At 68.9% G+C, this 15,515-nt stretch carries 10 protein-coding genes; 7 read left to right on the top strand and 3 right to left on the bottom strand.

The features are described 5' to 3' along the window. Positions 1 to 176: 176 nt before the first annotated feature. Positions 177 to 1,709 (top strand): sensor histidine kinase, encoded by a 1,533-nt coding sequence (locus NR792_RS33440; RefSeq protein ID WP_375756767.1) that lies wholly within the window; start codon positions 177 to 179, stop codon positions 1,707 to 1,709. Beyond that, positions 1,706 to 2,419: a response regulator transcription factor gene (locus NR792_RS33435; RefSeq protein ID WP_375756766.1), complete on the top strand. Its 714-nt coding sequence runs from the start codon at positions 1,706 to 1,708 to the stop codon at positions 2,417 to 2,419. The genes NR792_RS33440 and NR792_RS33435 overlap by 4 nt, the downstream gene beginning before the upstream one ends. Before the next feature lie 15 nt (positions 2,420 to 2,434). Here the strand turns inward: NR792_RS33435 and NR792_RS33430 are convergent, their stop codons facing one another. After that, positions 2,435 to 3,133 carry a class I SAM-dependent methyltransferase gene (locus tag NR792_RS33430; protein WP_375756765.1) on the bottom strand — a complete coding sequence of 233 codons (699 nt, stop codon included), beginning with the start codon at positions 3,131 to 3,133 and terminating at the stop codon, positions 2,435 to 2,437. Positions 3,134 to 3,350: 217 nt separating this feature from the next. Here NR792_RS33430 and NR792_RS33425 point away from each other — a divergent pair, with 217 nt between their 5' ends. The 5 genes from NR792_RS33425 to NR792_RS33405 all read left to right on the top strand — a co-directional run bounded on the left by NR792_RS33425 (position 3,351) and on the right by NR792_RS33405 (position 13,570). Then, positions 3,351 to 5,066 carry a hypothetical protein gene (locus tag NR792_RS33425; protein ID WP_375756764.1) on the top strand — a complete coding sequence of 572 codons (1,716 nt, stop codon included), beginning with the start codon at positions 3,351 to 3,353 and terminating at the stop codon, positions 5,064 to 5,066. Positions 5,067 to 5,297: 231 nt separating this feature from the next. After that, positions 5,298 to 8,234 carry a right-handed parallel beta-helix repeat-containing protein gene (locus tag NR792_RS33420; RefSeq protein WP_375756763.1) on the top strand — a complete coding sequence of 979 codons (2,937 nt, stop codon included), beginning with the start codon at positions 5,298 to 5,300 and terminating at the stop codon, positions 8,232 to 8,234. Positions 8,235 to 8,532: 298 nt separating this feature from the next. Further along, on the top strand, positions 8,533 to 11,340 hold the full coding sequence (locus NR792_RS33415; protein WP_375756762.1) for a right-handed parallel beta-helix repeat-containing protein: 2,808 nt from the start codon (positions 8,533 to 8,535) through the stop codon (positions 11,338 to 11,340). Positions 11,341 to 11,497: 157 nt separating this feature from the next. After that, entirely contained in the window at positions 11,498 to 12,862 is a 1,365-nt protein-coding gene (locus tag NR792_RS33410) for a sigma 54-interacting transcriptional regulator (protein WP_375756761.1), read from the top strand. A 60-nt stretch (positions 12,863 to 12,922) separates the two neighbouring features. Continuing rightward, entirely contained in the window at positions 12,923 to 13,570 is a 648-nt protein-coding gene (locus tag NR792_RS33405; protein ID WP_375756760.1) for a DUF3332 domain-containing protein, read from the top strand. Positions 13,571 to 13,621: 51 nt separating this feature from the next. Here NR792_RS33405 and NR792_RS33400 read toward each other — a convergent pair whose 3' ends face one another. Both NR792_RS33400 and NR792_RS33395 read right to left on the bottom strand, forming a co-directional pair. Beyond that, positions 13,622 to 14,173 carry a hypothetical protein gene (locus NR792_RS33400; protein WP_375756759.1) on the bottom strand — a complete coding sequence of 184 codons (552 nt, stop codon included), beginning with the start codon at positions 14,171 to 14,173 and terminating at the stop codon, positions 13,622 to 13,624. Further along, positions 14,170 to 15,498 (bottom strand): hypothetical protein, encoded by a 1,329-nt coding sequence (locus tag NR792_RS33395; protein ID WP_375756758.1) that lies wholly within the window; start codon positions 15,496 to 15,498, stop codon positions 14,170 to 14,172. Before NR792_RS33395 ends, NR792_RS33400 begins: the two co-directional genes overlap by 4 nt. Positions 15,499 to 15,515 lie beyond the last annotated feature (17 nt).

Below are 15,515 nucleotides of genomic sequence, written 5' to 3'. Positions count from 1 at the left end.
GAGCGTGCCGGCCCAGCTCACACGCCTTCCCGAGGGCCGCATGCTCGCCCAGCCGCCCACCCGAAGTCGATGCCCTCCGCACCGGCCGTGTGGCTCCCGACAGTGTCGGGAAGACTCCCCCTCCCCCGCAAATGCCGCGAGCACCCGGCCTCCGTCGCGTGTAGACACGGGGGGCCGTGTCACGTCCCGCGCCCGTCATCCTCAGCTTCCGGCGCACGTTCGCGCTGCTCATCCTGCTGGTCGTGCTGCCCTCGGCCGGCCTGTCCGGCTTCGGCGTCGTGGCCATCATCAACGAGCGCGCCGCGGTGGAGAAACGCCTGGAGGCCGCGTGGCGGGGGACGCTGGCGGACCTGTCCGCGGAGGTGCCCCGCGCGCTCAGCCGCGGACGCCTGGAGCCGGTGGGCAACGAGCGGCTGGCGTTCCTGCTGCCGGACGACCAGGAGCTGTCCGACCCGGAGGGCACCTTCCATGTCGAGAACGGCATCGTGCGCACGAAGGATGCGCAGCTGGCGGAGGCCCTGGCTGCGCTGGTGCCGGAGGCCGCCTCGCTGCCGACGGTGCCCACCGTCTTCTCGCTCGCCACGGGAACCCGCGCGGTGATGGTGGCCGCCGAGCGCCAGGGCGCCTCCGTGCGCGGCGTGCGGCTGTCGGGCATCGCGCTGGACTCGCTCCTGTCGGACAAGGCGCAGGGACGGGCCACGTCGGAGCCCGTGCGCTTCACGCTCTTGCCCGTGCCGCGCGACACCACCGGCGAGGGCGGGCTCGTCAACCGGCTGATGTCGGAGGTGGCCCAGGCGCGGCAGAACGCGCTGGGGCCGCCGGTGCTCGCGGAGCGGGTGCTGTCCGCGCCGCTGCAGGACTTCCGCCTGGTGGTGCTGCCCACGGGGGAAGACCCGGTGGCGAGCGCCTCCACGCGCAACCGCGCCGTGTACGGCGTGCTCCTGGGCCTGTTCTACCTGACGCTCACCTTCGGCGTGGCGTACACCGGCCGCGTGCTCTACCGCGAGGCGCGCCTGTCGCGCATGAAGACGGACTTCGTGTCGCTGGTGAGCCATGAGCTGCGCACGCCGCTCACCTCCATCCGCATGTTCATCGAAACGCTGGCGCTGGGCCGGCTGAAGGACCCCGCGCAGACGCAGGAGGTGCTGGACCTGCTCACGAAGGAGACGGAGCGGCTGTCGGACCTCATCGAGCGGGTGCTGGACTGGGCGCGCATCGAGAGCGGCCGCAAGGTGTACCAGCGCGACTCGCTGCCGGTGACGGACGTGGTGGACGCGGCGGTGGCGGCCTTCCGCACGCAGCGGCTGGGCGACGACATGGAGTTCACCGTCACGGTGGAGGACGGGCTGCCGAAGGTGGACGTGGACCGCGTCGCGGTGGCGGGCGCGCTGCTCAACCTGTTGCAGAATGCCTACAAGTACAGTGGGCCCACGAACCGCAGAATCGCCCTCCGGGCACAGAGAGACGGCGGACACGTGAACCTGTCGGTGGAGGACAACGGGGTGGGAATCGCCAGGAAGGACCGCAGGCGCATCTTCGAGCGCTTCTACCGGGTGGACAACCTGCTCACGCGCAAGACGGAGGGCAGCGGCCTGGGGCTCGCCATCAGCAAGCGCATCGTGGAGGCCCACGGCGGCCGCATCACGCTGAAGAGTGAGCCCGGTCAGGGCAGCTGCTTCACCCTCCAGCTCCCGGTGAGCCGCGCATGAGCACCTCCGTCCCGCAAGAGGAGAAGCCCCGGCGCATCCTGGTGGTGGAGGACGACCTGTCCATCCTCACCGGCGTGTCCATGAACCTGCGCTTCGAGGGCTACGAAGTGCTCCAGGCCCAGGACGGCCGCACGGGCCTGGCCAAGGCGCTGGACGAGGCGCCGGACCTGCTGGTGCTGGACCTGATGCTGCCGGAGCTCAACGGCTACGAAGTCATCCGCGAGCTGCGCCAGCGCGGCCGCGACACGCCCGTGGTGGTGCTGTCCGCGCGGGGCCAGGAGTCGGACAAGATCCTGGGCCTCAACCTGGGCGCGGACGACTACGTGGTGAAGCCCTTCGGGCTCCAGGAGCTGCTCGCGCGCATCAAGGCGGTGCTGCGCCGCAGGTTCGGGGCCACGGGCACCACGCCGCCGCCGGTGACGTTCGGGGACGTGAAGGTGGACCTGTCCCAGCGCACGGTGGCGCGCGACGGGCAGCCGGTGGACCTGACGGCGCAGGAGTTCAAGCTGCTGGCGCACTTCCTGGCGCACCCGGGCCGCACCTTCACCCGCGAGGAGCTCTTGTCCGGCGCGTGGGGCTACCACTACGAGGGCAGCGCGCGCACGGTGGACAACTTCATGCGCCAGCTGCGGCTGAAGTTCGAGGCGGACCCCGAAGCGCCCCGGCACTTCCTCACGGTGCGCGGGCTGGGCTACCGCTTCGAGCGCTGAAAAAGCGCGTGGCCGTCACGTCCCGGCAACGCCAATCTGGCGCAGGTCCTCCAGGTCGAAGGGCTTGCCGTCGAAGCGGCCGAAGCGCTCGCGCAGGGTGAGGCCGCTGGCGGTGAGCGCGGTCTCCAGCTCCTCCGGGAGGAAGTGGCGCAGCTTGAGGCGGCGGATGGGGCTCTGGCCGCCGGCCGGGCGCCGCTCGCGCAGGTGCAGGGCGAAGAGGGGGCGGCGGGGCTCCACCGCGGCGCCGGGCTCGTCGTCGTCGCGCGGCAGCACGGGTTCGCGCGGGGCGTTGAGCACGTCGTAGATGAAGGTGCCGCCAGGGGCCAGGTGGTGGCGCACGGTGGCGAGGAACGCCTCCAGGTCGTCGCGGCCGGCCATCAGGCCCAGCGCGTGCTGCGGGGCGAGCACCAGGGGGAACTGCTCCGGCAGCCGCAGCGCGCGGGGGTCGGCGGCCATGAGGCGCGTGCGCCCGGAGACGTCGGGGGACTCGGAGGCGCGGCGCTCCTCGGCGGAGCGGATCATCGCCTCCGAGGGGTCCACACCCACGGTGTCGAAGCCATGGCCCGCCAGCGCCCAGGGCACCCGGCCATTGGCGGCGCCCAGCACGAGCACGGGACCGCCGTGTTCGGAGGCCTGCCGTGTGTAGAAGACGAGGTCCGGCTCCTGTCCCACGAGGGACAGCGGGGTGCGGCCGCGTGCGTCGTTCCCAGCCATTGCCCAGGCCCTAGCACGGTTGGGGGGCGCTTCGGGAATCCGGCTTTCACACAGTGGGTAGACGTTTGCCCACCCGGTGGCGCTCCCTGGACGCGCACTGCCCGTGATCCGACGGTTTCCGGCCTCCAGGGGCTGGCACCCTCCTTGCCAGGAAGGGCTCGAACGAGGAGGTCCGGCAAGGGGACCTTCCGCTGAGCGAGTGTGAGGTGGGCGTCATATGAAGCACGGGTGGCGGTGGACGGGGGCGGTCCTGCTGGTGGGAGCGCTGGGGTGGGCGGGCTGCGGCGGGGACGACGGCGACACGCGGCAGGTGGACGAGCCCGTGGTGCCGGTGACGCCCGTGGAGGACCCGCGGCTGCAGGACGGCGGCACGGGTGAGGTGGACGCGGGCACCGGGACCGATGCGGGCACGCAGGTTCCCGACGCGGGCACTGGCACCGACGCGGGCACGGGCACGGATGCCGGCACCGGGACGGATGCCGGGACTGGCACCGACGCCGGCACGGGCACGGATGCCGGCACGGACGCGGGCACCACGGATCCAGGCGAGACGAAGTACCCCCTGCCGTCCGCGACGGGTTGGACCTTCTACGGCCGCGAGCAGGGCGGCCCCCGCTTCGTCTACGGCGTGTCCGCAGATGAAGGCGGCAACATCTGGGTGGCGGGCGGTGAAGAAGGCCTGTTCCTCCTGAAGAAGGGGGAGTCCACCTTCAAGAAGTTCACGATGGAGGACGGCCTCCGCCCCTACGGCTACATGCCGGACGGCAGCGCGCCTCCGGGCACGCCCTACCTCAAGGTCATCTCCGTCGCGGGCGCCTGGGATGGCGCCGTCTTCGTGGGCTACGCAGGCAAGCCGCCGCCCTCGGGAATCGCGGACTGCGAAAGTGAATGGGACACCGCCTACCAGGCCAAGCGGCCCGCGGACGCCAGCGTCTACAAGAGCGGTGACGCGGACCGCGTGGAGCTGCGTGCGGACGGCACCCTCAAGGTCGTGCACTACGACATCTCTTCCGGCCCTGGCGTGGTGAAGGACTACCCGCGGAGAGAGAAGCTCTGCCACGTCTACCGGATCGCCTACGACAAGGACGCGAACCCCGAGAAGAGCAGTGTCTGGTTTGGCGGCAATCACGGCTTCGCGCGCGGCGACGCCGACTACGCGGGCAACCCGACGTGCGACGGGAAGCTGGAGTGCTCGGGCCTGGAAGAGCACAGCCACCCGGCCTACAGCGCGTTCATCTACAGCAACTACAAGAACGACCAGCTCCAGTACGGCACCGACTTCAGCAAGTACCAGGTCCGGGACGCGCTCCTGACGGACGCCTACTACGGCATCGCGCCCCTGCCCAACCACGACGTCTGGGTCGGCGGCGCCAACCGCTCCACCAAGTACTACTACGGCTCCACCGGTCTCAACTTCTGGAGCGCCCAGGAGATGACGGAGCTGCCGCAGTACAAGTGGAACCGTCGTGACCTCTGGACGGATGCGGTGGGTGAGAAGGAGTGGCCCTACTCCCGCCCCGAGGAGCGGACGGAGGACCTCGTCTCCGGAATGGCAGTCGTTCCCGACGGCACCAACCGCGTCTGGGTCAGCTCCTTCGCCAACGGCCTCCTCCAGCTCGACGCTGAAGGAAATATCCTGCGCAGCTTGAGGAACGACCTCATCGCCCCGCACGTGTCCAGCGTCGCGGTGGACCCCCTGGACAACAGCGCCTGGGCTGGAGCCGCCTGGGGCGGCGGCATCAGCCGCGTGGGCGGGGGCGTCACCAAGTACAGCTACTCGCTCTTCGGCCCGCATCTCTCCGAACTGCGCATCCCGGACATCCAGGTGGACCGCTCCGGAGCCCGCCGCCGCATGCTCGTGGCCTTCACGCCCATTGAGTCGACGAAGGGCCCAATCACGCCGGGAGCCATTGGCATCTACGACGGCGACTGAGACCGTCAGACACATCCGGCCTTCACCGAGCGGCTGCCCTGACACCAGGGCGGCCGCTCTTCTTTTCACCAGACAGCATTCGGGGACCGCCATTGAAAGACATACGACAGTCCATCCGACTCCAGCGCCTTTCACTGCCAGGAACCAGGCGTGGCTCCGTCATCCCCACCGTCCCGCTCAGGAACTGGCCCGCATGACGCGCCCCCAGGAGCCTGACCGCGACAGCACCGTATGTCACGGCTCGACCCCCATTCCCGTTCCGTCACGAAGCCACCCATCTGCCTGCTCGCTCTTTGCGGTGCCCTCTGGCTCACGGCCTGCGGCAGTCCTCCGGACACGCCCAGGAAGCCCGAGGTCCTGAAGACGTCCACCGCCGCGCTGTTGGACTTCCAGGTGGAGCTGCCCGACAAGGCCTTCATTTCAACCAGCGGCGGTAGCGTCAGCGACGGCTACCACGTCATGCACACGGGCAACGACACGGCGGACTGCGGCCCCGAAGCTCGCCCGTGCAAGACCCTCCGCCACGCCGTAGGGAGGCTCCCGGAAGGGACCACCCTCTATGTGCATGGCAGCCCCACGCCGTATGAAGGGACCAATGGCTACATCACCCTGAGCGGCAATCCCAACAAGCCGCGGCGCATCGTGGGCCTGGACCACTACCAGAACAAGGCGCGCATCATCCCGTACGGGACCAGGAACCCCTTCGACTTCGGGGAGACGCAGTACTGGGTCCTCAGCAACGTGCTGATCGACTGCCAGGACAAGGATGTGACCGGCGTCTATCTGGCGTTCTCCGACCACATCGCGGTCATGAACTCCAACATCGAGCACTGCCAGGACGGCGCCATCGCCCTGCGTGGGGCGTCCCACGTCACGGTGAGTGGGAACCATCTGGCCCACAATCTGGGCACGGCCCCCCACCCTGATTATCCAAACATCACGGTGCGCGCGGACGGCAATGGCGTCACGATGGAGTACGGCACCCACCACGTCCACATCGCCAACAACTACAGCTACGACAACTCCGGCGACAGCGTGCAATGCCAGGGCTCGGAGCAGGAGGACCTCCTCGAGGGCGGCAGCCAGAACACCCTCCTGGATTCACGCCACATCACCATTGAAGGCAATGATTTCCACGACAACATGGAGAACGCCGTGGACATCAAGTCCTGCCAGGACGTCCTCATCACGGGCGCCAACCGCTTCTACAACCTCTATGCGGCGGAGGAGTGGCATGACAACACGCCCATCTGCGGCGGCGCGGCCGTCATCGTGCATTACAAGGCGACCCGGGTTCGCATCGAGGATGCCAACATCTTCGACAGTGGCATTGGCATCGAAGTAGGCCGTTATGACATGCCGGGTGCCTCGGACATCGTCATCCGCCGCAATCGCATCCACAACATGAACCAGAACCTGGTGACGACCTGGCCGCGAGCGCAGAAGAAGTTCAACTGCGGCGACGGCATCACCATCCACCGCGCCGCGAATGTCGAGGTGTACCACAACACCTTGCACAAGATCCCGCACAGCGGCATCCAGGTCCGTCCCTCATCCAATCATGCGGCCTGGGAGGATGCCCGGGACATCCGCATCTGGAACAACATCATCTCCGAGGTGAGCGGGTTCGCCTACAACGACCCGGCGGACACCGAGCCGCCCTTCACTCCGACCAACCGCACCGGAGGGACGCTGTTCTTTCAGCCCCTGCGGGTCGCGGGTGTCTTCACCAGCGAAAACAACCTCTTCTACCATCCCACGGGCGCCCGCTTCCGGCTGGACGGGACCGCGGGCCTCACCCTCGCGAGCTGGCAGGCGCAGACTCCCTTCGACCATGAGGGCAGCGCGCCAACGCGCAGCAATGAGGGCAACCCCCTCTTCCGCAACGGGTTCGCGGGAGACCTGCGGCTCCGGCCGGGTTCCGCGGGCATCGACACCGCGTTCGCGGACACAACCAACGCCACCCGGCGCTGCGGCGGCTCCAGCCTGCCGGATCGCGGTGCGGTGGAGAGCGACTGCCCGACCAGCGAGTTTCCAGACCCGGTCTGGGGTGTCCAGCGGGGGACGCAGTTCACCGACCGGATCCACGCCATCGCGACGAACAGCGTGGGTGACGTCTTCTATGCCGGCACGAGCGACGGCAGCTTCGGGTTCGCCAACCAGGGCTACGACGACGCGTTCGTGGGCCGCTACTCCGTGACAGGTGGACAGGGCTGGACGCGGCAGATGGGCACCGCGTCCACGGACATGGGCAACGGCGTCGCGGTGGATGCGCTCGACAACGTCTTCCTCGCGGGGGCCACCGGTGGAAACCTGGGCAGCGTGAACGCGGGTGGCTACGACGCCTATGTCGTCAAGTACGACAAGAACGGGACACGTCAGTGGAGCTCCCAGTTCGGAGGAGCCGCGAGCGAGCGGCTCAACAGCATCACGACCGATGGAGCGAACCTCTACGTCGCGGGCGCCATCACGAATCAACAGACGGATTTCTACCTCGCCAGGCTCAACCCGGATGGCTCGGTTGCCTGGACCCGGACGGCGGGGACCTCTTTCGCGGAAGAGCTCACGTCCATCGCCTACAACGCCGCGCTCGATTCCGTGTTCGTCACCGGTCACGGAAAGACCGGCTCGATTGGCTACTTCAAGCGGCTCTACCTGGCCCGGTACAGCTCGAGCGGGACGCTGATCTGGGAGACCTGGCGGGACATGCCAGCTCCGTCCTACTTCGAGATCCTGTCCAATGGTGTCGCCGTTGACGCCGCGGGCGGCGTGTACGTGGGAGGCAGGACCCGGCCGGGGTCCGAGCTCGACAACCCCTTCCTCTACAAGTTCGACGGCGCGAGCGGAGCGCTCCAGTGGACGCGGGACTGGCACGAATTCGGATACTCGAGTGCCATCATCTGGTCCGTCGCGACGTCGCCTGACGGGCATGTCTACGCCTCTGGCAATGCGTCCCACCACATGGCGCTCTGGAAGTTCACGTCCGGTGGGATGCGGGTCTGGCCGGCACCCGTGGGAGTGCTCGCCGGAACGTATACCTACGGGTTCGGTCTGGCCGTGGACCCTTATGGGGACGTCGTCTCTGGTGGCTCGACCTTCACCGACATCTTCGCCCCCAGCCAGGGAGGGCCTGACGATGCGTGGATCGTGAAGTACCCGGGGCAGTGACGGCTTCCAGCACCCCAGCCGCACGGAAGTCCTGACACGGCCGTCCTTCCCACCTTGGGGAGGGCGGCCGTTGTCTTTGGCGCTCACGCCTCCAGGGCAGGGCTTTGATGAAAAGGCGGCGGTAGGAATGTCTGTCCTTCAGCAGAACCGCCCCTGAAAGGACAGACACCCGACAGAATCCCTCCCGGCCGGGCAAATCGCACCGCCCATTCGACCAGCCATTCGCGCTGCCCACGTAGCCGGGACGCGGTGAGGACAGACACCGCGCGCAGCCCCCCGTCCTACCTGGAGCCAGCTCGTGAAACACCGTGCCGTCATCCCTTCGCTGTTCTCCGTCGCCGTCCTGCTCGCGTCGCCTGCCCAGGCGGCGCTGGACCGCGACATCTCCGCGGGCTCTGAGGAATTCACCCTGCCCCACGCCAGCTATGTCCCCACCGCTGGCAACATCCGTTACGTCGACTCGGCGTACACGGGCACGTCGGATGGCACGGAGGCCAGACCCTGGAAGACCCTCCAGGCGGCCATCAATGCCTTGCAGCCCGGGCAGGCCGCCTACGTCCGGGGCTCTTTCATGGAGAACCTCGTCTGGACCTCCGCCGCCAATGGCAGCTCCACGCTGCCCATCACCTTGATGGCGTGGCCCGGTCATCGCCCCACGTTGAAGAACCTGGGCACGGCACCGCTCCTGGACGTGACGAAGAGCTTCTGGGTCATTGACGGGTTCGACCTGGACGGGAACCGGGTCTTCTCCAGCGTCGCCCGGTTCAAGGGCTCGGGCTCCCACAACGTCATCCTGCGCAACAGCAAGGTCGTCAACGCGCGGGGCGGCGCCGCCATCTTCATTGGCGACTTCGCCCACCACATCCAGGTCCACAACACCACCGTGGACGGGACGCAGCACTGGAGCAACGTCCGCGACACCACGACCTGTTCGAGCCACGCGGCCTGCGCCACCCAGGAGCCCAGCACGCCCGTGGGGCTCGTCTGCGTGGACTCGGGCAAGTGTGCCACGCGCGAGGACGGCCACGCCGTCAGCATCTACCCGGACAGCCACCACGTCCTGCTCACCGGCAACACGTTCAGCGACAACTCGGGTGACGGCGTGCAGTGCGTGGGCCCCGTGCACGTGGATCCGGCGGGCACGGGCACTGGACGCCCCCACGACATCCTGATGATCAACAACACCGTCGCCAACACCCCCGACAGCGACGGCAACACGGAGAACGCCGTCGACATCAAGGACTGCGACGACGTCACGATTCGCGGCGGCCACTTCAGCCACTTCCGCGCCACGCGCAACGAGACGGGCAACGCCAGCAAGGGCGACGCCATCGTCGCCCACTTCGACGCGCAGGGCATCCTCATCGAAGGCGTGGACATCTCCGACGCGTGCCGGGGCATCCACCTGGGCCGCTACGCCACGAACGAGCAGCTGGCCAACGTCGTCATCCGCCGCAACATCATCCGCGATCCGGCGCTCCAGACGCGAGAGACGAACCGGTGCCCCTCGAACGCCATCTGGATGACGCGCGTCGCGGGCGTGGACGTGTACCACAACACCTTCGACGGCTGGGAGAACGCCACCGTGTCCGTGGGCGAGGAGATGGCGGGCGTCAACGTCACCAACGTCGACCTCTGGAACAACATCTTCAAGAGCGGCATGGGCTACTACATCGGCGCGCACCAGAACGGCGTGAGCGGCCTGGAGAGTGGCTACAACCTCTTCACGCAGGGCGCGGACAAGATGCTCAAGTGCAACTTCACCTACGTGGACATCGCGGGCTGGCGCGCGTGCCCGGGCCTCCCGGGCCTGGACCCGGAGGTGAACAGCAAGTGGGGCGACCCGCTCTTCTCCGGCCTGTCACGTGAAACGCAGCCGGGCTCCCCGGCCCGCGACATGGCCCTCAATGACACGCAGACCCCCAGCTACTGCGGCAACGGTCCGGACGTGGGCGCGAAGGAGAGCTGCTCCACCAACCCGCAGCAGCCCTCGGACGTCGCGCCGTCGCCGCTGTGGGGACTCCAGCGCGGCACGTCCGGTGACGACATGTTCGAGGCGGTCACCACCAACAGCCAGAACGACATCCTCTACGCGGGCATCACGGATGGAGACTTCAACTACACGCCGCAAGGAGGCACGGACGCCATCATCGGGCGCTACTCGTCCTCCGGCTCCGCGGGCTGGTCCCGCCTGCTGGGCGGCTCCGGGAATGACCGCGCGCTCGCCATCACCACGGACTCCGCGAACAACGTCTACGCGGCGGGAGAGACGGGCAGCAACCTGGGCGCGACCCACGCGGGCAACGGGGACGCCTTCGTCGTGAAGTACAACGCGACGGGCACCCGGCAGTGGATCGCCCAGCCCGGGACGACGGCGGCGGATGGCTTCAACGGCATCGCGTCGGATGGCACCGCGGTCTACGCGGGCGGCTTCACCGGGGACAGCTTCCCGGGCCAGCCCCACCATGCGTCACCGGGCGGGGACTACCTGCTCGTGAAGCTGGACGCGACCGGGGCCACGGTCTGGACCCGCGTGTGGGGCACGGACAGGGACGAGTCCGTGGAGGCCGTGGCCTACGGCGCGGGCGGCGTCTACGTGCTGGGTCACGTCTACAACCAGTACGTGTCGGTCTCGAAGTTCACGACCGGCGGTGACAAGGTCTGGGAGCGGATCTTCCCCCAGTCGATGGCCCGGGCTTCGGACATCGCCGTGGATGCCACCGGGAACGTGTACGTCGCCGGCTTCTTCCAGCCGTCCCCGGAGTTCTACACGCCGATGATCATCAAGCTCGACGGCACCGGCAACGAGCTCTGGACGTCCACGAACTTCACCCAGCCCACCGCCACGCTCTTCGGCATCCGCACGGACTCCGCCGGCAACCTCATCGTCGCGGGCAAGGCGGACCTGGCCATGGCGGTCTGGAAGGTCTCTCCCTCCGGCACCCTCATCTGGAAGGGCGGCTACCCCAGCACGGCGGTCACCTACGGCCTGGGCGTCGTGGTGGACAGCGCGGACGACATCGTCCTCGTGGGCGAGACCCGGGGGGACGTCTTCAGCACCAACCTGGGCTACCGCGACGCTTTCATCCTGAAGTACCCCAACTAGCGGTGTGAGCCCCGGCGGAGGACGCCTCTCACGCCGCGAGAAACAAACTGGCGCGCACGCTTTTGACGCGTCGTGCCCGGCGGGCGACCAGCCGGGCACGACATGTGCCGACAGAACGTCCGCGCGGGCCAGAAGCCGACTAGAATCCCGCCCGCTCATGCCCTCTGTTCCCCCAGCCCCCATTCCCACGCACACCGTCGTCGCCGAGCGGGCGCAGGGAGAGCCGCTGTCCGCGCAGCGCTTCCACCTGGTGCTGCTGGACACCGAACGCGCGGGCACCGTGTACCCGCTGGCCACCGAGGACCTTCGCGTCGGCAAGTCCACCGACAACGACGTCGTCATCGACCACCCCACGGTCAGCCGCAACCACCTCGTGGTCCGCCGCCAGGGCGACCGCTTCCTCGTGCAGGACCTGGGCTCCACCAACGGCACCTTCCTCGACGGCGCCCAGGTGCGTGAGGCCTACCTGCGCCCCGGCGCCCTGCTGGAGGTGGGCGATGTCCGCCTGCGCTTCAGCCCGCAGATGGCCCCCGTGCAGGTGGAGCCCACCGCCGAGGACCGGCTGGGCGACCTCGTGGGCCGCAGCGTGCCCATGCGGCAGATCTTCGCGCTGCTCCAGCGCATCGCCCCCACGGACTCCACCGTGCTGCTGGTGGGCGAAACCGGCTCCGGCAAGGGCGCGGGCGCCAAGGCCATCCACAAGTTGAGCCCTCGCGCGGCCGGGCCGCTCGTCGTCTTCGATTGCGCCAGCGTGTCCGACTCGCTCATCGAGTCCGAGCTCTTCGGCCATGAGAAGGGCGCCTTCACCGGCGCGGTGGGCCAGCGCATCGGCTGCCTGGAGCGCGCCCACGGCGGCACCCTCTTCCTGGACGAAATCGACGACCTTGCCCTGGACCTGCAGCCCAAGCTGCTGCGCGCCATCGAGGACCGCGAGTTCCGCCGCCTGGGCTCCTCCACGCCCATCTCCTTCGACTCGCGCATCGTCGTGGCCAGCAAGAAGGACCTGTGGGCGGAGACACAGGCGGGCCGCTTCCGCGAGGACCTCTACTTCCGCCTGTCTGTCTTCACCGTCAGCCTGCCGCCCTTGCGCGACCGCAAGGAGGACATCCCGCTGCTCGTGGAGGCCTTCGCGGGCGAGGGGCTCTGGCCCCGGCTGCCGGAGAAGATTCAGGAGCAGTTCCTGGGGCACACCTGGCCGGGCAACGTGCGCGAGTTGCGCAACGCCCTGGAGCGCGCCCGGCACATGGTGGACATCCCGGGCCTCGCCGGGGAGAACCTGCTGCGCGAGTTCACCCGCGACGTGCCCGCGCCCGCCGGGGACTTCCTGCCGGTGGAGTTCACCGGGCCGTTCAAGGTGTGCAAGGACGAGCTCGTGCGGGCCTTCGAGCGCGAGTACCTCACGCGCCTCCTGGGCCGCGCCCGGGGCAACATCGCCCGCGCCGCCCGCGAGGCGGAGCTGGACCGCAAGCACCTGTACTCGCTCTTGCACAAGTACGGGCTCGTTCAGAGCGAGCCGGACTGAGCCTTCGTGGCATGGTGGAGGCCGCTTCCGCTCGGTCCCCCATTCCCCCAGGAGGGCTTCATGAAGATGCGTCCGTCCCGCTGGCTCGGCGTGCTGTGCGCGGGTGTCCTGATGATGAACGCCACCGGCTGCTTCGGCTCGTTCAAGCTCACGCAGAAGATCTGGCAGTTCAACAAGGGCATCTCCGGCAACAAGTTCGTCCAGTGGCTGGTGTTCCTCGTGTTCATCGTGGTGCCCGTCTATGAGATTGGCACGCTGGTGGACGCGCTCGTCGTCAACAGCATCGAGTTCTGGACCGGCGGCAACCCGGTGAGCAGCGTGGAGGGCGAGGACAGCAACACGCGCCTCGTGAAGCTCAGCCCCACCGACACGCTGAAGATGTCCCGCGACGTGGAGTCCGGCGTCATGCGCCTGGAGTTGCAGCGCGAGGGCCAGCAGCCGCTGGTGCGCTACTTCGAGCCGCTGGAGGACGGCATGGTCGCGCGCGACGAGGCGGGCGCCCTGCTCATCCGCGCCCAGGGCCAGCAGGACGGCGCGGTGAAGGTGACGGACGCGCGCGGCACCACCGTGACGGTGCACGCGCGGGACGCGGTGGACGCCGCGCGCCAGCTCTTCCTGGATGGCGGCGCGCCGGCGCTCGCGCGGTTCGCCACGCACCAGGGACAGCTCTCCCAGGGCATGGCGTCGCTCGACACCTGCACGCCGTGAGACGGGACGTCAGGGCTTCCGGCTTGAAGTCACCGGAAGCCCTGGGGTGAATCAGGGCGCGGGCTCGTCCACCACCACCTCGCCCAGGTCCGGGCCAAAGCCCGCGTCGAGCGCCAGGGAGTTGAACGTCCCCTCCATGCTGCGCCCCGCGCCGTAGCCGTCGCCCTTCTTGAACGACAGGGAGAAGTCCCCGCGCGTGGCCTCGCCCACGTTGCCGCCTTCGTCCAGGACCAAGTCGCCCCGCTCCACCTGGGTGAAGGCGCGCGCGGGCTCGCCCGCGGCCACGTGCACCACCGACGCGCGGTCGCGGCCGGACGGCGTGGTGCCGCCCAGCTGCACCTTGGTGCCGGGCTTCAGGTCCACGCCTTCGGTGTCCACGGTGAGCCGCGCGACCAGGTCCACGTCCAGGCCGTTGTTGCGGAAGTAGCTCACCTGGAGCGCCTCCGGGTTGCGGCGGATCTCCACCCTCGACACGTCGGTGACGGGGAACAGCTCCGACACGCTGCCGGACAGCTCGTTGTCGCCCCGGCACGCGACGGCGCCCGCGCCGCTCAGCAGGGCCGCGAGTCCCAGCGCCGCTACTGCGCGTCCCGCGAGGCTCACCGCTCCACCGCCAGCGTCAGGGCCTGCGTGCCGCCCGCGCGGTAGAGCACCACGCGCTGGCCGGTGGACAGGAACGCCAGCTTCGGCGACCAGCCTCCCGCCGTGTCCACCATCACCTCGCGCCACTGGTCCTCCACGCGCGTGGCGATGACGAGCGCGTCGTCCGACGGCGAGCAGCTGCCCTCGTTGCGCCCGGACTCCAGCGAGCAGACGTGGAACGCGATGGACGGGTCGTGCGTCTTCGGGTCGAACGCCAGCGACGGGTACCAGCCGCCGGAGCCCGTCTGGTACACGGGGTCCGGCGTCGTCCAGTCCTGAGCCGCCGCGCACTTCGTCCCCGTCGTGCCGCCGCAGGTGATGAGCGTGAGCCGGCTGGTGAAGCGGTCCACCGCCGCGATGCCGAAGCCCACCACCGGGTCGTACGCCAGGGAGGCGCCCAGCATCGTGCCGCCCACCGACTGGACCTTCACCGGCGGCGTCCACGTGGTGCCGTCCGTGTTGCGGCGCTGGAAGAACACGTTCTGCCCGGAGGCGTCCGCGGCGCCGAAGGCCTGGTCGAACACCAGCGCCGGCTGGTTCCCCGCCATCAACATCTGGAGGCGCCCGCCATAGGCCGGCTTCTCATCCGCGCCATTGCCTCCCGCCGCCACCACCCGCTTCTGCCAGGTGGTGGGCCCGCCGCTGGCCAGCTCCACGTCGCTGCCCGCCCAGTCCTGCTGCGGGGACTGTCCGTTGTGCACGTCGCGGTAGACGACGAGCGCCTCGCTGCCGCTGAAGACGATGGAGGGATTGATTCCCACGAGATAGCCCGTGTCGCTCACCGGGTTGCCCGCGATGGCCTCGTCGCCCCGCCGCACCGCGATGCTCTCCGTCCAGGTGCCGTTCGCGTTGCGGAAGGACACCGCCAGGTCGCTCTGGAGCCAGAAGACCGACTGATCACTCCCGCCGCCCAGGTAGCTCACCGCGGGCTGGCCATTCGGGCCGAACGCCAGCGACACGCCGTACATGCGCTGCACGGTGGCGATCTTCTCCCCCGTCGCCTGCACCTGGCCGTCCTTCACCTCGCGGTAGCGCAGCTCGAAGTCCTTGTCGCTCACCTTCACGTAGTAGGCGATGCCGATGCGGTCGTCCGGGGCCACCGCCATCGCGATGTTGGAGAGGGCCGTCTGCTCGCTCGGCTCCGTGTCCACGGTCAGCAGCGCGAAGGGCGTGTCCGTCGTTCCGCCATCGTTCTGCGGATTCGTGCCCGCGTCCGGGTTGGCAGGCTTGCCGCCGCCACATCCCAGCGCGAGCGCCGCTCCCAGTAGCCACGCGTGCCGTTTCATGCGGTTCTTCTCCTTGG

The organism is Corallococcus exercitus, assembly GCF_042231735.1.
Taxonomy (GTDB): domain Bacteria; phylum Myxococcota; class Myxococcia; order Myxococcales; family Myxococcaceae; genus Corallococcus; species Corallococcus exercitus_B.
The sequence above is the reverse complement of the archived record's forward strand: the minus strand, read 5'-3'. Positions and strand labels throughout refer to the sequence as shown.